Raw genomic sequence first — 16,443 nt, 5'->3', positions numbered from 1 at the left:
CCTCCCCCACAGGGTGCGCGGGCGAAGCCCGCGCTCGAAGAGGCGGGCGCGAGCAGCGCGGTCAGCTCGCGCGCATCCTTCAGGCTGTCGAGCCGCTTCACGGCCTCCACGACCTCGGTCGCGCGCGCCGGTCCCAGGACGTCGGCGGCGAGGGCAGTGAACTTGGCGACCAGCTCGTCGGCAGCGACGGGGTTGGCCGCATCGCCCCTGACGAGGGTCGTCGAGCCCGAGAGCACGCGACCGTCGTTGAGCGTGACCGACACCGACGCGGTCGGGTGATCGGCCCGCCGCATCGACATCGCGGGATCGCCGCCGACCCGCACCCTTCGCGCGAGCTCCCGGATCCGCGAATCCGCGACGGCCGCCGGGCTGAACGCGGTCACGCCGGTCGTCCCGAGCACCAGCGCGGCGGCCACGGCATAGGGGACCGAGAACCTGGCGGCCAGCGGCGTCGGCGGCGCGGGGTCCGCCATCCGGGCGACGAACGGGATCGAGGTGACCGAGATCTGGACGACGTCCTCGGGCGCGAAGCGTTCCGTGCGCAGCAGCGCCTGGAGGGCGTCGAGCGCCGGGTGGTTGTAGAGACAGCACGCGTGGAGCTTGAAGTAGTTCCGCTCGATCCGGCAGGGGCCGGCGCCCAGGCCCTCGACGACCGCGCCGGGATCGAAGCCCTCGCCGAGGAGCGTCCCGTAGACATCCGCGGGGGCGTCGGCGATCCCCGTGTACCCGCACTCGAGGAGGTGGACCGCCAGGAGGCCCTGGAGGCCGGCGCGCCCCGGGTAGAGGTTCCGGATCGTCGCGCCCTCGAAGCACGGGGTCCACGTGTTCGCCGGGCTCATCGAGACCGCCAGGTTGATCACGGCGCTGAGGTCGGCTGCGGGATGACCGAGGAGCTTCGCCACCGCCACTGCCGCGCCCGCGGTGCCCCACGTCCCGTGGGAGTGGAGATTGGCGCGCGGGCGCGTCGCGCTCCCGAGCCGCGAGGTCACCTCGTACCCGGCGACCAGGCTTTCGAGGAGTTGCGCCCCACCAAGCCCCTGCTCCTCGGCGACCGCGAGAGCGGCGGGGAGGACGTGGATCGCTGGGTGGCCGCCGCCGAAGCGGTTGCCCTCGTCGACCTCGAGCGCCACTCCCGCGGTCCCGTTCACCAGCGCCGCGAGCATTGGCTCGGCCTGCCGGGCGTGGCCGATGAGCGTCGCGGTCCGGGGCCCGGAGCGCTCGGCGGCCAGCTCGGCCAGCCGGCGGTTCTCGGGGAGCCGGCTCCCGGCGAGGATCGCTCCGAGCGTGTCGAGGACCACCGCCTTCGCGGCGCTCACCGTCGAGGCGGGCAGCGTGTCGAGGCGCGTGGCGGCGGCGAAGCCGGCGAGCCGGTCCAGGTAGCTCATCGGACCGGACCCGCGATCGGCGGGAGCGGCGGGCCGCGGTGGAGGTAGCGCCCGTACCCCGGCGCCTGCTCGAGCTTCCCCTGGTTGAGGAGGACCTCGCCACGGAGCAGCGTCATCCACGGTCGCCCGTGGACCTTCCAGCCTTCGTAGAGCGTCCAGCCGGCCATGCCCTGGTGGTCGGCGACGCTGATCGTCGTCTCCTCGGCGGGGTCGATCAGGAGCAGGTCGGCGTCGGCGCCGACCCGGATGGCGCCCTTCTTGGGATACAGGCCGAAGATCCGCGCAGGGTTCTCGGCGAGCACCCGCGCGATCCAGGAGAGCGGCAGCCCGCGCTTGACGACGCCCTCGCTGTACATGAGGGGCACCATGGTCTCGACCGAGGGGCTCCCGAACGGGATCGGGTTGCCGCCCGGGTCGACGAAGATGTTCTTCCAGCCCGGCTCCTTGAGCGCCTTCGCGCGCGGGGCATGATCGCTGCCGACCGTCGCGATGTGGCCCTGCGCCAGCCCGCCCCAGAGCGCGTCGCGGTCGGGGCCGTCGGCCCGGCGGAGCGGCGGCCCCATCTGGGCGAGCGGTCCCCACCGCTCCATCTCGTCGGCGGTCAGGAGGAGGTACTGGGGGCACGTCTCCGTCCAGACGCGTTGGCCAGCCGCCTGCGCCTGCTTGATGCGCTCGAGGCCGAGCTGGGTGCTCAGGTGCACGACGTAGACAGGGCAGCCCGTGAGGCCGCCCAGCTTGATTGCGCGGTTGATGGCTTCCTCTTCGGCCCAGTCCGGGCACGTGGGCGGGAAATCGCGCGGGTGGACGCGGCCCTCGGCGATCGCCTTGCTCTCGAGGTAGTCGAGCACGTCGCCGTTCTCGCAGTGGAGCTGGGCGACGCCGCCCTGGGCCGCGATCACCTCCATGGCGCGGCAGATGAAGTCGTCGGAGCACATCCGGTGGGGTCGCTTCTTGTACGTCATGAACATCTTGTAGGAGGTGACTCCGAGCCGGAAGGCGCGTGGAAGCCCCTCGAGGATGGCCGGCTGGTTGGGCAGGATGAAGTGGAAGCCGAAGTCGAGGACCGACTGGCCCTCGACCTCCGCCCTGAGCCCCTCCACGGCCCGGTCGAGAGGCTCGGGTTTCGCGTCGTCGTAGAGGCCGAACCCGATGAGCGTCGTGAGGCCGGCGTGGGCGGCGGCGATGGGTCCGGTCTGCCAGTCGTCGTACTCGGGCCCGAGGTGGATGTGGCAGTCGATCAGCCCCGGCAGCACGTACTTCCCCCGGGCGTCGATGGCGCGCGTCGCCTCGGGCAGCAGCTCGTCGGGCGCCACCGCCGCGATCGTCCCGTCCTTGATCGCGACGCCCGCCGGGTAGACGTCCGTCGGCGTCACGACCTGGCCGCCGTGAACGACGGTGTCGACGCGGGGGGTCATCGGTCGCGCTTCACCGGCTCGGTGAGCGGGCCGTAGTGTTCGGGATGGCGCCGGCCGAAGAAGTTCCACCGCCGGCGGGCGGGGAGCATCTGGTCGAGGTCGATGCGGGCCGCGACCAGCTCATCCCCGGTCGTCGAGGCCTTCGCCACGACCTGGCCCAGCGGGTCCACGACGCAGCTCCCGCCGATCAGCTCCACGCCGTCCTCGACCCCGGCCTTGGCGACGCCGACGACGAACAGGCTGTTCTGGTAGGCACCGGCGCGGAGCACCAGCTCGTTGTGGGCGAGCGCCAGCGGGTAGGCGGGGGTGTTGTAGCCCGACAGGACGATCTCGGCCCCGCGCAGCCCGAGGCAGCGGAACGATTCCGGGTACCGCCGGTCCTGGCAGATCGCGATCCCGACCTTCGCCTTCTTGGCCTCGAAGACCCTGAAGCCGGTGTCGCCGTGGGCGAAGTAGTAGGGCTCGTAGACCTTGGCGTAGCCGTCGGGCTTGGTGACGCCCGGGAGGTGGGTCTTGCGGTACCTGTCGAAGATCGTGCCGTCCTCGTCCACGAGGATCGCGGTGTTGTAGTGCTTGCCGCCCTCCGTCTCGGCGTAGCCCAGGTGGAAGGCGATCCGCGCCTCCCGCGCCTTCTCGAAGAGCGGCGCCACGACCCTGGACGGCATCTCGGTCTCGAAGAACTGATCGGAGTCGTCGCGGATCCGCTTGGGGAAGTAGGGCGTCAGGCAGAGCTCGGGGTAGGCGAGCAGCTCGACGTCCTCCCGGATCGCCGCGTCCAGCAGCGCGAGCATGCGCTCGACGACCTCCGTGCGGTCCGTGCCCTCGTTGATCGGGCCCAGCTGGGCGGCGGCGACTTTCACATAGCGCGGCATGGCACCCTCCTCAGCGGATCTCGGTCTTGGCGCGCCACTTCACGAGCGACGGCTCGACCTCCTCCAGGAGCCTGGTGTAGAAGACGGTCTCGGGCGAGAACTTCTGCTGGATCCGGCCCAGCGAGTGCAGGAAGTCGACGAACTCGCTCATCCCGCGGTGGATCTTGTCGTTCAGCTCCATCGAGTAGACGTTGAGGGCCATGATGTCGCGCGCAAGGGCCTCGTCCATCTTCATCTCGCGGGCCACGATCTTCACAGCGGCCTCGCGGTTCGTGTTCAGGGTGTCGGTCGCCTTCTTCAGCGCGCGGAGGACGGCCTTCAGCGTGTTCGGGTTCTCCTTGAGCATTTTCCCGCTGACGACGACGCCGGCGTGGACGTGGAGCCAGTCGACCTGGCCCTCCTTGCCCGGGATGAAGCTCCGGTTGCCGCTGAAGTATACCTTGCCGCCCGCCTGCTTGACGGCGTTGAAGACCCACGGCGCCCAGGCCGCCATCGCGTCGATGTCACCCTTGGCGAGCGCGGTCACCGCGTCCGGCGGCGACAGGTTCACGAACTGGATCTTCGAGAAGTCGACCCCCGTGTCCCGGGCCATGCTCTGGATCGCCATCGTGATGGACGCCCCCTTGGGCATCCCGATCTTGAGCTTCTCCAGGTCCTTGGGCGCGCGCACGAGCTCCTGCGCCTTCTTGCCCAGCACCACCTGCTGGGTGCCGGCGATGTCGCTCTGGGGGGCGATGTTGTAGATGGCCTGGCCGGCGGCCGCGATGGGGACCACCATCGTCGCCGTCGCCGTCCCGAGGTGGACGTTACCGGCGCCCCACATGGACGGCAGATCGGTGCCGGCGATGTACCAGCGCGGGTTGACCCTGACGCCCTGCGCCTTGAAGTAGCCCATCTGGTCGGCCACGGCGAACTGAGCCGACATCTGCGGGTCGCGGACGAGCCAGGCGTCGACCTCGCCCAGCTCCGGCTTGGCCTGGGCCAGCGCGACGGCCGCCGACCCGACGAAGGAGAGGAGTGCCAGCAGAAGGATCACGCGTCGCATGGTGTGGCTCCTTTCGCGGGGAGCGCCCGCGTTACCCCAGCGTGCGCCAGCGCAGCGCGCGCCGTTCCCCTGCGAGCAGCAGGGCGTTGACCACGGAGCCCAGAATTCCGAGGAGCAGAGCCCCCATGACGATCTGGGCCGGGTTGAAGAAGGCGCGGCCCTCCATGATGAGGTGGCCGAGCCCGGCGTCGGCGCCCATGAACTCGGCGCCGACGATGACGAAGAGCGCGAGGCCGAACCCGAGGCGGAGGGCGACGACGATGCCGGGGAGCGCGGCCGGGAGGACGACGAAGCGGAGCAGGTCGAGGCGCGAGCCGCCGAGGCTCGCCGCCGCCCGCAGTAGCATCACGTCGGCCCGCAGCACCGCGGCGGCGATCCCGACGAACATCGGGAAGAACGTCGTGTAGCCGATGAAGGCCACCTTGGAGGCCTCGCCGAGGCCGAACCACACCAGGAACATCGGCAGGAACGCGAGGGGTGGGATGGGGCGAACGAACTCGACGATCGGCTCCAGGACGAGGCGCAGCGAAGTGGAGATGCCGACCAGGACGCCCAGCACGAGCGCCGCTGCCGCGGCGGCGCCGAAGCCTTCGGCGACGCGGGCCAGGGAGGTGAGGAGGTGGCGGACGAGCGAGCCGTCGCGCGCCAGGTCCACGCCCACCCGCACGACCTCGTCGGGTGCGGGGAGCAGCACCGGGTTCATCAGCTCGACGGCCCGGTTGCCGTAGCTGACCGTCGCCCAGACCGCGAGCACGGCGACGAGGGCCACGCCGCGGATCATTCGCGCACCTTGGCGACTTCTTCTTTCACGACGCGGGTCAGCTCGCTCTCGTAGCGGGTGAACTCGGGCGCGAAGCGCTCGCGCGACTCGGGGAGCTTGATCGTGAAGACCTGCCTGATCCGGCCGGGTCCGGAGGTCATGACCGCGACACGGTCCGCCAGGTACACCGCCTCCCGGATCGAATGCGTCACGAAGACGATGGTCTTCGGCTCGACGCGCTGGATGCGGGACAGCTCCTCCTGCATGATCTCGCGCGTCTGGGCGTCGAGGGCGCCGAAGGGCTCGTCCATCAGGACGATGGAGGGGTTGTTGGCGAGGGCCCGGGCGATCGCGACGCGCTGCTTCATCCCGCCGGAGAGCTGGAGCGGGAACTTGTCCGCGTGCGAGGTCAGGCCGACCATGTCGAGGTAGCGGGCTGCGAGCTTCTCCCGCTCCAACGCGTCCACGCCCCTGAGCCGGGGGCCGAACTCGACGTTCTGGGCCACCGTGAGCCAGGGGAAGAGCACGTACTCCTGGAAGACGACCCCGCGCTCGGGCCCGGGCCCGGTGACCGGCTCGCCGTCGACGAGGACCCGTCCCGTAGTCGGCGGGATGAACCCGGCGATGATGTTGAGCAGGGTCGACTTGCCGCACCCGGACGGGCCGAGCAGGCAGAGCAGCTCTCCCGGGGCGACCTCGAGCGTGATGTCGATCAGCGCCGGGTGCGAGCGTCCGGAAGATGCGAAGGTCTTCCCCACGCCCTCGATCTGGATGCGCGCGCCGCCCGCCGCGCTCATCGGGAGGTCGCCTGCTCCCAGCGCAGGAGCCGACGCTCGAGCAGCGCGATGAGCGCGCTCGACCCGTAGCCCAGGAGGCCCAGCACGACGGCGGCACCGAGCATCTGCGGCACCAGGAAGAAGTTCCGCCCGTCGTTGATCAGGTAGCCGAGCCCCTGCTCGGCGGCGATGAACTCGGAGATCACGATGACGAAGAACGCGAGCGCGACGCCGAGCCGGATGCCGGTCAGGATCTCGGGGAGCGCGGCCGGGAGGATGACGCGGAAGAAGAGCTGGGGCCGGGTCGCCCCGAGGCTCGCCGCGGCCCGGAGGAGGAGCGGATCGACCTGCTGGACGGCGTGGACGGTCGTCAGGAAGACGGGGAAGAACGTCGCGTAGGTGATGAAGCCGACCTTGGATGTCTCGCCGATGCCGACCCAGACGATGAAGAGGGGCAGCATGGCGAGGGGCGGGATCGGTCTGAACATCTCGACGACGGGTTCGAGGAGGTTGCGCAGCCACGGGAAGTAGCCGGCCGGGAGCCCGAGGGAGAGCGCGAGCAGCGCGCCCGTGCTGAAGCCGAGCGCGACGCGCTGGAGCGTGGCGGCGACGTGGCCCCAGAGCTGGCCGTTGGCGCCCAGCTCGATGACCTTGCCCAGCACGAGCCACGGCCCCGGCAGGAAGATCGGGTTGAAGAGCTTCAGGAGGACGACGACGCCGGAAGCGAGGCTCCAGAGCGCGAGGAAGAGGAGCACCGAGCCCAGGCGCAGCCCGACCACGCGCCGGCGCGCGAGCGACGCGCCACGAAGGCCCCACTGGGTCATCTCGGCCAGGCTGCTCAGGAACAACCGGCTCTTCTGCGTCCCGGGCGGGTTCGCGTTGTGGCCGGAACGGTAGCACGCGGCTTCCGCCGCTGTCAAGGCGGCCGGGCGAACGTGGGGGCCGAGGACAATCGGAGGGGGCCTCGACGGCCCCCTCCGAGGCCACCCCCAGGAATCGGTTGCGCGGGCGAAGCCCGCGCCCCGAGGGCATTACTCCGACACACTCCGAGGCGGTCGGCGCCCGGCGGGGGTTCCGTTGCGGGGGTCCTGAGCGCTGGACTAGAATGGGGGTGCCATGCGCGAGTACCGCTACGTGGTGGACCGCGAGGGTCGGATCTTTCACGACGGAACCGAGGTCGTGGACCCCCTCGTGCTCAGGTTCTTTCTCCGCGCCATGCAGCAGACCCCGGAGGGCCGCTACCTGGTCCTCTGCCAGGGCGAGAAGAACTGGTTCGAGGCGCACGACACGCCGTTCGTGGTCCAAAGGCTCAGACCCGCCGTGGACGGGGGTCACCTCCGTTCGGTGGAGCTCTGCTTCGCCGGCGATTACCGCGAGCCGCTGGCCCCCGCGAGCCTCGAGGCCGAGGGCGGGTACCTGTTCTGCCGGATTCGCCGCGGGTTCTTTCGCGCCCGCTTCGGCCGGCTGGCGCTGCAGCAGATCGCGCCGTTTCTGATCGAGGGCGGCGACGGCCCCGCCCTCCTCCTCGCCGGTGTCCGCTATCCGATCGCGGGGCTGAAGGCCGTCCCCGTGTGACGGAGGGAGGCATGGACTTCAAGCTCTCGCCCCAGGAAGAGGCGTTCCGGGATCGGCTGCGCCGCTGGCTCGAGGTCAATGCTCCGGGCGACTGGGCCAAGCTCAGGAACCGGTTCGCCACCCGGGAGGAGCAGATCGACTTCCTCAAGGACTGGCAGAAGAGGCTCTACGAGGCGGGCTACGTCGGCCTCCACTGGCCGACGGAGTACGGTGGGCGCGGCGCCAGCATCATGGAGCAGGCGATCTTCTACGAGGAGATGGCGCGCGCCCGGGCGCCCGAGCTCCCGAACGTGATCGGTCTGGACATGGCCGGTCCCGCCATCATCCACCACGGGAGCGAAGCGCAGAAGAAGCGCTACCTGCCGAAGATCCTGTCGGCGGAGGAGATCTGGTGCCAGGGCTTCTCCGAGCCCAACGCGGGCTCGGACCTGGCCGCCCTGGAGACCCGCGCCGAGCGGCGGAACGGCAGCTTCGTCGTCAACGGCCAGAAGGTCTGGACCTCCTACGCCCACTACGCCCAGTGGTGCATCCTGCTGACGCGCACCGACCCGAAGGCGCCCAAGCACAAGGGGCTGACCTACTTCCTGGTCGACATGCGGAGCCCGGGGGTGACGGTCAGGCCGCTCCGCCAGATGAGCGGCGATGCCGAGTTCAACGAGACGTTCTTCGAGAACGTCGAGGTGCCGGCGGAGAACATCCTCGGGCGCGAGAACGGCGGCTGGGACGTCGCCATCACCACGCTCATGTTCGAGCGCGGGCCGCGGACGCTCCCGCGCCAGCTCATCCTCCGCCAGGGGATCGACGCCGCGATCGAGCTGGCGCGGCGCCTCGACCGCTATGGGCGGAAGGCTTCCCAGGACCCCATGATCCGCCAGCGCCTGGCCCAGTTCTATATCGACAGCCACGCCCTCAGGTACTCGAACTTCCGCACGCTGACGAAGCTGCTCCGCGGCGAGCCGCCCGGGCCCGAGGGCTCGGCCTCCAAGCTCTTCTTCAGCGAGACCTGGCAGCACCTCCTCGAGCTGATCCTCGAGCTGGAAGGCCCCTACGCGCTCCTCTGGGAGGGGACCGACTGGGCGGTCGAGGGCGGCTACTGGCAGTTCCGCCACCTCCGCTCGCGCGGCGACACCATCGCCGCCGGCACCTCGGAAATCATGCGCAACATCATCGGCGAGCGCGTCCTCGGCCTGCCGAAGGGGTAGCGCAAGCATGGCCCGGAGGGTCCGGAAGGCTCGGCAAGACACCGAGACTCAGCGCCGGATGGACGAAGCCTGCAAGAAAATGGATGACTTGGGCGAAAAGCTGGGGGATTGGACCCCGTTCGGATCATCAGGCGCTTTCGGGACACCCGCTATGGCGGCGCGCACCGTAATCGGCCCTCTCGGACGAGAAAGGGCCCGTGATTCCCGCGGTTCACGCCCGCTACATCCTCGGCACCTCCTTCGGAATTGACCTGATCCGCGTCTCGATGAGCTACGGTTGATCTCGGAGCGTTATGACGCTAGAATTGCATCACAGTGATGCACAGAATGGTGCAACGGAGGCTACGGTGAAGGCGGTGACCTTGAGAAACCTCCCCCCGGAAGTGGTCCGGATTATTCGTCGGAAGGCCGAAGAGGAGGGGGTGAGCATGAACAAGGCGGTGATCCGCCTACTGGAGGAGAGTCTCGCGGTCGGAGTGAAGAAGGAGCGACTCCTTCATCATGAGCTGGATGCACTGGCCGGAGCGTGGACGGAAGAGGAAGCCTCGGCGTTCGAGAGGGCCCTCGCACAACAGCGCGCAATCGACCCGGACCTCTGGAAATGACGCGGGTCATGCTGGATACTTCAGCCTACTCAGCGTTTATGAGAGGTCATCCGGAGATCAAGCTAGCTTTCCAGCGGGCTGAAGAGATCTACCTCAATCCGATCATCCTGGGAGAATTGCTTGCCGGTTTCGCGAGAGGGAAGCACACAAGGAAGAATGAGCGGGAACTCAGGACATTTCTCACATCGCCGCGCGTGGAGCTGGTGGATGTTAATGAGGAGACGGCCGAGCGGTACGCAGTGATCCTCGATTCGCTCTGGCGCGCCGGAACCCCTATACCGACCAACGATATCTGGATCGCCGCGAGTGCCATGCAGTACGGGCTGCACGTACTGACCACCGACGCCCATTATCAGAAAGTGACCCAGGTGATTGTGGACTATGTTGGTCCATCCCGACTAGAGGAGTAGCACTCGCCACAGCATCGTCCTCCGGTTGAGGGACATGGAATTCAGCTGATCCGTCGTGCGGGCGAGATGTACCATGTCACGGAATGCCCAGGCGATCCGCCAACTGTCTCTGCTCCGGCAACTGGAGACCACCCGTGGTGCGACCCTTCAAGACCTGGCGAACACCCTGCCGGACGACTCCCGCAAACATCTGCGGACGATCCGCCGGGACCTCGAGGCCCTTGAGGCCGTCGGCTTTCCTCTCGTTACGGAGCGGGTGGACGGGCAGACGCGCTGGAAGCTCATCGAGGGCTACCGTCACATCCCCGCCCTCACGTTTTCGCCGACCGAACTGATGGCCCTCACGTTCAGCCGTCACCTGCTGAAGCCGCTGGAAGGCACCCAGATTCAGGCCTCCCTTGACTCCGCCCTGAACAAGGCCGCTGCAGCCCTGCCGCCTCCAGGGCTTGCCTACGTCAGACAGCTCCAGGACCTCTTCTCGGTGGGACTCGGACCTCACAAAACCTACCGCCACCACCGCCACACCATTGACCAGCTCACTCGGGCCATCTCCCAGGCGCGCACCGTCCAGATGCGGTACTACTCGGCCTCCCGGAACACGACCACCCGGCGCGAGGTCGATCCCTACCGCCTCTGGTATGCGGGCGGAGCCCTTTACCTCATTGCCTATGACCATCGGCGCCGGGAAGTACGTCTCTTCGCCGTGGATCGCATCCGATCCCTCACCCTCACTGACCACCCCTACCAGATGCCCCTGGGCTTCGACGTCGACGCCTACGTGCAGGACGCGCTGGTGATCATGCGAGGGAAGCCGATCGCGATAGAACTCCTGTTCGCCAAGCCCACGGCCGCCTGGGTCAAAGATCGGCTCTGGCACCCGAGCCAGCATTTCACCCAGCTCAAAGACGGGCGGTTAAGGATGACCTTGCAGGTGGCAGATACCCGCGAACTGGTGGGGTGGATCCTGAGCTTCGGGAGCGGCGTCCGCGTGATGCGACCCGACGCGCTGCGGACGCAGGTGAGGGAAGAGGCGCGGAAGATCGTTCGGGGAGCGACCGCTCCACAGCGATGACGCCAGACTGGAGATCAGCTGAAAAACGAACTAGGATTATTCGTAGCATCGCGCGACATGCTTCAGCAATACGGAGGGGTAAACCCATGAGACGACAAGAGCTTCTCGAACGAATTTCCATCGACCCCAACGTCTGTTTCGGGAAACCGTGCATTCGAGGCACCCGGATCTGGGTGTCGCTCATTCTCGATAACCTCGTAGAGGGTGTCAGCGAGAAAGAGCTACTCGAAGAGTACCCCCAACTGACGCCGGAAGACATCAGGGCCGCCATTGCTTATGGAGCTGAAATGGCCCGCGAGCGCTTCGTGGAGATCCCCCTAGAGAAGCGAGCATGAGGATTAAACTGGATGAAAACCTTGGCCCGAGAATCGCTCAGATCTTCCGCGATGCCGGCCACGACATCGCCACGGTCCGGGACCAGAGCCTCGAGGGAATCCAAGATGAGGCGCTCTACGAGCGATGTCGCCAGGAAGAACGATGCCTGGTGAGTCTTGACCTTGACTTCAGTAACGTCCTTCGTTTTCCGCCCGAGCCCACCGCCGGCCTCGCCGTGCTGAGACCGACGGGGCGGCCGACTCTCGCCACGCTGAATACTCTCGCTCGCCAGATGGTGCAAGCCCTTTCGACCGCGCCTATCACTGGCCGCCTGTGGATCATCGAGCTGGGGCGGGTTCGAATTCACGAACTCCCCGGCGAGAAGGAATAGCCGTTCGAGCCGGAGGGTGAGGATGCCCTTGCAGGTAGCAGATACCCGCGAACTCGTGGGGTGGATCCTGAGCTTCGGGAGCGGCTTCCGCGTGATACGACCTGAGGCGCTGCGGAAGCAGGTGAGGGAAGAGGCCCGGAAAATCCTGCGGCGAACTACCGATCAGACAATGACCGTCAGGCCGAGGCTGCGGAAATCCTCATCGAAGGCCAGGCAGGGCATGTGGTCGAGCAGCGTGGCGATCACGACGAAAGAGATGGCGTCGCAGAACGAGAGGCGGCGCTCCCGTCCGTACTGGCGAAAGACCTGCTCGGCTTCATGTCGTGCCCGATCACCGTACGTGACGATGCGGAGTTGAGGTTTCAGCTCGTTGAGAAAAGCCAGCGCCGCTTGGAAGTTCCGCCGGTACCGGAGGAGCGTCACCGTCTCGCTGATGATGTCCCAGGTGACGGTAAGAGCGGTCCCAGACGCTGTTGCCTCGGCCACGAGCTCTTCGGCCCGCGCGTGGTGGGCGTCGTCCGGGTCGAAACAGGCGTAAAAGAACGAGGTGTCGCAGAACACGCGGCGCGGCAGCGGCATCAGCGGATGATGCCGCCACGGCCGTAAAGGTGCTCCTTGACGTGCGCGGAAATGTCGGTCTTCCGGCCCCGGCGCTTCGGGAGCTTCCGCATCAGCTCCAGGAGCTTCCTGGCCGCCGCCCCTGGCTCGGGCTCCGGCAACGCCGCTCGCAGCTCCGCTACGACCTCATTCCGCACCGTGATCTGGATCGCCGTGCCCGCGTCTTTCCGCACCTGGCGCACCAGCTCCGGCAGCCGCCTTCGGGCCTCGCTGATCGAGATTTTCATGGCCCCACTCCCTTGGTCCGAAAGTCTGGGACAAGTGTACACGAGTGTACATCATAGGTCAATTCGCCCGTGACCCTGGATGAGGGGACACCCCACCGCGCCGGCATGCGCGCCCGCGGGGCCGATCACTCAGCCGGACCGAAGAGACGCCAGTCAGGGATCGCCCAGACACGTGGGACCAGTCGGTGAGTGGTTCACGCAAAGCCAGCGGTGGGTTCATCTGAGATGCCGAAAGGCGTTGAGCACTCAGTCATTCCCGCGAGGTCGACTATGTCAGCAAGTCTGTTCATCTGAGATGCCGAAAGGCGTTGAGCACGGCCCCCGGCGGCGTAGCGCCGCCCTTCGGGATGGCGGCGGAGGACACCTTGAGGCTTGACGGAGCCCTATGGCCTCTTCGAGCTGGCGGGCCGGGAAGGTTGGGATTCTCTCACATCCCTCCGCGGAGCCGGGAGTGATAGAGCACGGAGACCCGGTAGCTCTTCTCCCGGCCGGTGGGCGTGACCGGCACCTCGAAGTAGGCGCTTCCCCCAGCGGGGATGGGTCTGTCCACGTATCCGATGGTTTTGCCAACCACGGCCCCACCCTCGTCCAGCCCTTCGACCAGGAGCACCACGCCGACGGCGAATTCACCGTACTCGGAGGAGATACGGCCGACGATCCTGGCGGTGTGGTCAGGGCCGCGCTCGAGGCTCCACGTCAAGTTGAAGAAGCGCTCCTCCGGCCGGACCCCGAAGTTCTGGGCGCCCGCGCCGGTCACCGCCACCCCAAGGATGAGCCCCAGGATCAGCAGTGCTGCGCGCCAACCAAGGGAGATGCACACCGGCTACGATCCCTGGGGTTGATCCCTGAGGGGTTCCCGGAACTCGAAGAATTCCACCGTGACCCGGTACTGTCGCTCGGCGCCTGACGGGATGAACCGGATCTCGAACGGGGAGGCGCCACGGGGCGGGATGTCCCCCTGGACGTAGCCCCGCGCTCGGCTGACCACCTTCCCGGTTTGGTCCAATCCCTCCACCCGGAGGGTCACCCGAGTGGCCGGCTGGTCCGACAGATTCTGGACGTCGCCGAGGATCAGCATCCGGGACGGTCCCAGCCGTTCGGCGCTCCAGTTAAGCCGGAGCAGCCGGTCCGACTGGGGGGAATACCACTGGGCCGCGGCCGGACAAACGCCGAGCATCAGGGCGAGGGCTAGCGCCCCCGCGACAACGGGCCGCTTACTCATACCGGAGCGCCTCGATGGGGTCCAGGCGGGAGGCCTTTCGGGCCGGGTAGAAGCCGAAGAAGATTCCCACCGCCCCGGCAAAGCCGAAGGCGAGGAGGATCGCGTCGGGCTGGATCAGGGTGCGCCACTCGGCGAAATAGGCGATGCTGTAAGAGCCGGCCAGGCCCCCCCCGATTCCGATTCCGCCGCCGATCAGCGACAGGGTGACGGCTTCCACCAGGAACTGGGCCAGGATGTCTCGGCTCCGGGCTCCCACTGCCATCCTAAGACCGATCTCCCGAGTTCTCTCTGTCACGGAGACCAGCATGATATTCATGATCCCGATGCCGCCCACCAGGAGCGAGACCGAGGCGATGGCGGCCAGGAGCATCGTGAGAACCCGCGAGGACTCCTCCTGAGTCTGGAGGACCTCGGAGAGGTTTCTGAGCCAGAAGTCGTCGTCCTGGTACGGCTGGAGGCGGTGCCGCTGGCGAAGGAGGGCGCGGATCTGCTGCTCGGGTTCCTTCATGTCGCTGCCGTCGCGGACCTTGATCGAGATGGCGCTCACCGCCCGGGCGTTGGCCTGGATCACTACCATCACCTTCTTTTTTGCGGTGGAGAGCGGCATCAGGATGATGTCGTCCTGATCCTGCCCCCAGGTCGACTGCCCTTTGCGCTCCAGCACCCCGATGACGGTGAAGGGCACCTTCCGGATCCGGATCACCTGGCCCAGCGGATCGGAGTCGCCAAACAGGTTCTGCAGCACCGTTTCGCCGAGGAGCGCGACTTTGGTGGCCCCGTCGACGTCCTCCTGAGTCAAGGGCTTGCCCGTCACCAGCCCCCATTCGCGCGCCTCGAAGAACTCCGGCGTCACCCCCTGGACGATGGTGGACCAGTTGAGGTTTCCGTACACCACCTGGCCGCTCCCCCGCATAGAAGGTGCGGCGGCCTGGACGCTCGAGACTTCCCGCTGGATGGCCCAGGCATCATCCTCTGTGATGGTGAGCTGGGTGCCGTGGCCAAGGCGCACCCCGCCGGAGGTCACGGTGCCGGAGAGCACGATGATGAGGTTGGAGCCCAGGCTCTGGATCTGCTCGGCCACCCGGGCCTGGGCCCCGGCCCCTACCGCCACCATGGTGATGACCGCGCCCACGCCGATGATAATCCCCAGCATGGTGAGGGCGCTCCTGAGCTTGTTGACACGAAGCGCTCGAACCGCGATGCGCACGCTCGCCCAGACGTTCACGCGACCCTCGCACTCAGGGTAGGCTCCGCCTACCCGCTCGGGTGCCCGCTAAGGAGGCTCGCTCCGACTCGCGCATCCTCATGCCTCCGATTCCTCGGGGGGGAGCGTGGCCTCGAGCGCCCGGGCGTCCTTCGGCTCGGCCATGGGCGCGTCCCCGATCAGCTTGCCGTCGCGGAACGTGAGGATCCGCCGGGTGTACCGGGCGATGTCAGCCTCATGGGTGACGAGAACAATGGTGATCCCGCCCCGGTTCAACTCCTGGAACAGGGCCAGCAGCTCCACGCTGGTGCGCGTGTCGAGGTTGCCCGTGGGCTCGTCAGCCAGGATCAGGAGCGGGTCGTTAATCAGGGCGCGAGCAATCGCGACCCGCTGCTGTTGCCCTCCGGTCAGCTGGGCAGGGTGGTGATGCTCGCGGTCGGCCAGGCCCACAGCCCGAAGCTTGGCCTGGGCCTTGGGCCGGCGCTCGCGGGGCGCGGCGCCGTTGTAGAGCAGCGGCAGTTCCACGTTCTCCAGGGCACTCATCCTGGGCAGCAGGTTGAAGGTCTGAAACACGAACCCGATATTTCGATTCCGGATCCGCGCCAGCTGGTCCCGGCTGAGATTGGAGACGTCCTCGCCCTCGAAGAGGTATCGGCCAGCGGTCGGGGTGTCGAGGCAGCCCAGGAGGTTCATGAACGTGGACTTGCCTGAGCCCGACGGGCCCATCACGGCGACGAACTCGCCGGCCCGGATCCGGACCGACACGCCTCTGAGCGCGTGGACCACGTGGGTCCCGAGCCGGTAGTCCTTGACGAGCCCCTGGGTCTCGATGAGGAGGTCGGCCATCGCTAGAGCCTGAACCGCGGGCCGCTGCGGCTGTTCCCGCCGGGCCGGGGACCGGGGCGCTCGGTGGTCCCCACGATGAGCTCCTGGCCTTCGCGGAGGTCCCCCTCCAGCAGTTCGGTGAAGCTCCCGTCCGTGATCCCGAGCCGGATGGGCACAGGCTGGGGCTTGCCCTCAGGGCCCGCGATCCAGACCCGCCCCGCGAGCCCGTCGGGCGCCGGTCCCCGGGCGCTCCGGGCCTGGGCGCCTTGGCCCGCCCGCGGCCCGCCGTCGGGGTCGGTCCCCTGGGGGCGGAAGCGGAGCGCCGCGTTGGGGACCTTCAGCACGCTCGGCTTCTGCTCCACAACGACCCGCACGTTGGCTGTCATTCCGGGCAAGAGCTTGAGCTCAGAGTTCTGAGCGGAGACTACCACGTCGTAGGTCACCACGTTCTGAATCACCTGGGGCGCCTTCCGGATCTGCACGACGTCGCCGGCGAAGGTCTGGCCCGCGAAGGAGTCCACGGT

At 67.8% G+C, this 16,443-nt stretch carries 21 protein-coding genes and 1 pseudogene; 8 read left to right on the top strand and 14 right to left on the bottom strand.

Annotation, left to right across the window (positions count from 1 at the left end; all coding sequences use genetic code 11):
* From HY726_03055 to HY726_03025, 7 genes are all read right to left on the bottom strand, one after another.
* On the bottom strand, positions 1–1,385 hold a 1,385-nt coding region (locus HY726_03055), incomplete at its 3' end, for an MmgE/PrpD family protein (protein MBI4607972.1).
* Positions 1,382–2,800: an amidohydrolase family protein gene (locus HY726_03050; protein MBI4607971.1), complete on the bottom strand. Its 1,419-nt coding sequence runs from the start codon at positions 2,798–2,800 to the stop codon at positions 1,382–1,384. The genes HY726_03050 and HY726_03055, both read right to left, overlap by 4 nt.
* Entirely contained in the window at positions 2,797–3,672 is an 876-nt protein-coding gene (locus HY726_03045; protein MBI4607970.1) for an N-carbamoyl-D-amino-acid hydrolase, read from the bottom strand. Before HY726_03045 ends, HY726_03050 begins: the two co-directional genes overlap by 4 nt.
* A 10-nt stretch (positions 3,673–3,682) precedes the next feature.
* On the bottom strand, positions 3,683–4,717 hold the full coding sequence (locus HY726_03040) for an ABC transporter substrate-binding protein (GenBank protein MBI4607969.1): 1,035 nt from the start codon (positions 4,715–4,717) through the stop codon (positions 3,683–3,685).
* Positions 4,718–4,748: 31 nt separating this feature from the next.
* The gene (locus HY726_03035) at positions 4,749–5,498 is read right to left on the bottom strand and encodes an ABC transporter permease (GenBank protein MBI4607968.1); all 750 of its coding nucleotides are present in this window, start codon (positions 5,496–5,498) and stop codon (positions 4,749–4,751) included.
* Complete coding sequence (locus HY726_03030; protein ID MBI4607967.1) at positions 5,495–6,274, bottom strand: ABC transporter ATP-binding protein; 780 nt, start codon at positions 6,272–6,274, stop codon at positions 5,495–5,497. The genes HY726_03035 and HY726_03030 overlap by 4 nt, the downstream gene beginning before the upstream one ends.
* Positions 6,271–7,101, bottom strand: a complete 831-nt coding sequence (locus tag HY726_03025) for an ABC transporter permease (protein ID MBI4607966.1) — start codon at positions 7,099–7,101, stop codon at positions 6,271–6,273. Before HY726_03025 ends, HY726_03030 begins: the two co-directional genes overlap by 4 nt.
* 268 nt (positions 7,102–7,369) lie before the next feature.
* Between HY726_03025 and HY726_03020 the strand changes: the two genes are divergently transcribed.
* The 8 genes and pseudogenes from HY726_03020 to HY726_02985 all read left to right on the top strand — a co-directional run bounded on the left by HY726_03020 (position 7,370) and on the right by HY726_02985 (position 11,971).
* Positions 7,370–7,828, top strand: coding sequence for a hypothetical protein (locus HY726_03020; GenBank protein MBI4607965.1), 459 nt, complete (start codon positions 7,370–7,372; stop codon positions 7,826–7,828).
* Between the two features lie 11 nt (positions 7,829–7,839).
* Positions 7,840–9,030: an acyl-CoA dehydrogenase family protein gene (locus HY726_03015; GenBank protein ID MBI4607964.1), complete on the top strand. Its 1,191-nt coding sequence runs from the start codon at positions 7,840–7,842 to the stop codon at positions 9,028–9,030.
* Between the two features lie 347 nt (positions 9,031–9,377).
* Positions 9,378–9,635: a hypothetical protein gene (locus HY726_03010; GenBank protein MBI4607963.1), complete on the top strand. Its 258-nt coding sequence runs from the start codon at positions 9,378–9,380 to the stop codon at positions 9,633–9,635.
* Positions 9,632–10,045: a type II toxin-antitoxin system VapC family toxin gene (locus HY726_03005; GenBank protein MBI4607962.1), complete on the top strand. Its 414-nt coding sequence runs from the start codon at positions 9,632–9,634 to the stop codon at positions 10,043–10,045. Before HY726_03010 ends, HY726_03005 begins: the two co-directional genes overlap by 4 nt.
* Positions 10,046–10,118: 73 nt before the next feature.
* The gene (locus HY726_03000; protein MBI4607961.1) at positions 10,119–11,117 is read left to right on the top strand and encodes a WYL domain-containing transcriptional regulator; all 999 of its coding nucleotides are present in this window, start codon (positions 10,119–10,121) and stop codon (positions 11,115–11,117) included.
* An 86-nt stretch (positions 11,118–11,203) separates the two neighbouring features.
* Positions 11,204–11,452 (top strand): DUF433 domain-containing protein, encoded by a 249-nt coding sequence (locus HY726_02995; GenBank protein ID MBI4607960.1) that lies wholly within the window; start codon positions 11,204–11,206, stop codon positions 11,450–11,452.
* Positions 11,449–11,823 carry a DUF5615 family PIN-like protein gene (locus HY726_02990; protein ID MBI4607959.1) on the top strand — a complete coding sequence of 125 codons (375 nt, stop codon included), beginning with the start codon at positions 11,449–11,451 and terminating at the stop codon, positions 11,821–11,823. The genes HY726_02995 and HY726_02990 overlap by 4 nt, the downstream gene beginning before the upstream one ends.
* A gap of 22 nt (positions 11,824–11,845) precedes the next feature.
* Positions 11,846–11,971, top strand: a pseudogene (locus tag HY726_02985) (WYL domain-containing protein).
* Between the two features lie 14 nt (positions 11,972–11,985).
* On the opposite strand, the gene HY726_02980 reads toward HY726_02985, so the two are convergent.
* From HY726_02980 to HY726_02950, 7 genes are all read right to left on the bottom strand, one after another.
* On the bottom strand, positions 11,986–12,402 hold the full coding sequence (locus tag HY726_02980; protein ID MBI4607958.1) for a type II toxin-antitoxin system VapC family toxin: 417 nt from the start codon (positions 12,400–12,402) through the stop codon (positions 11,986–11,988).
* The gene (locus tag HY726_02975) at positions 12,402–12,668 is read right to left on the bottom strand and encodes a hypothetical protein (protein ID MBI4607957.1); all 267 of its coding nucleotides are present in this window, start codon (positions 12,666–12,668) and stop codon (positions 12,402–12,404) included. Before HY726_02975 ends, HY726_02980 begins: the two co-directional genes overlap by 1 nt.
* Before the next feature lie 427 nt (positions 12,669–13,095).
* Positions 13,096–13,488, bottom strand: a complete 393-nt coding sequence (locus HY726_02970; protein ID MBI4607956.1) for a hypothetical protein — start codon at positions 13,486–13,488, stop codon at positions 13,096–13,098.
* A 3-nt stretch (positions 13,489–13,491) separates the two neighbouring features.
* A complete protein-coding gene (locus HY726_02965; GenBank protein MBI4607955.1) occupies positions 13,492–13,890 on the bottom strand; it encodes a hypothetical protein in 399 nt (132 codons plus the stop codon).
* Positions 13,883–15,043, bottom strand: a complete 1,161-nt coding sequence (locus HY726_02960; protein ID MBI4607954.1) for an ABC transporter permease — start codon at positions 15,041–15,043, stop codon at positions 13,883–13,885. The genes HY726_02965 and HY726_02960 overlap by 8 nt, the downstream gene beginning before the upstream one ends.
* Before the next feature lie 150 nt (positions 15,044–15,193).
* Positions 15,194–15,940 carry an ABC transporter ATP-binding protein gene (locus HY726_02955; GenBank protein ID MBI4607953.1) on the bottom strand — a complete coding sequence of 249 codons (747 nt, stop codon included), beginning with the start codon at positions 15,938–15,940 and terminating at the stop codon, positions 15,194–15,196.
* Between the two features lie 2 nt (positions 15,941–15,942).
* Positions 15,943–16,443 (bottom strand): efflux RND transporter periplasmic adaptor subunit (locus HY726_02950; protein MBI4607952.1); only part of this gene is annotated, 501 nt, incomplete at its 5' end.

This window comes from Candidatus Rokuibacteriota bacterium, from assembly GCA_016209385.1.
GTDB lineage: Bacteria > Methylomirabilota > Methylomirabilia > Rokubacteriales > CSP1-6 > JACQWB01.
This window is presented reverse-complemented; position numbering and strand designations above follow the sequence as displayed.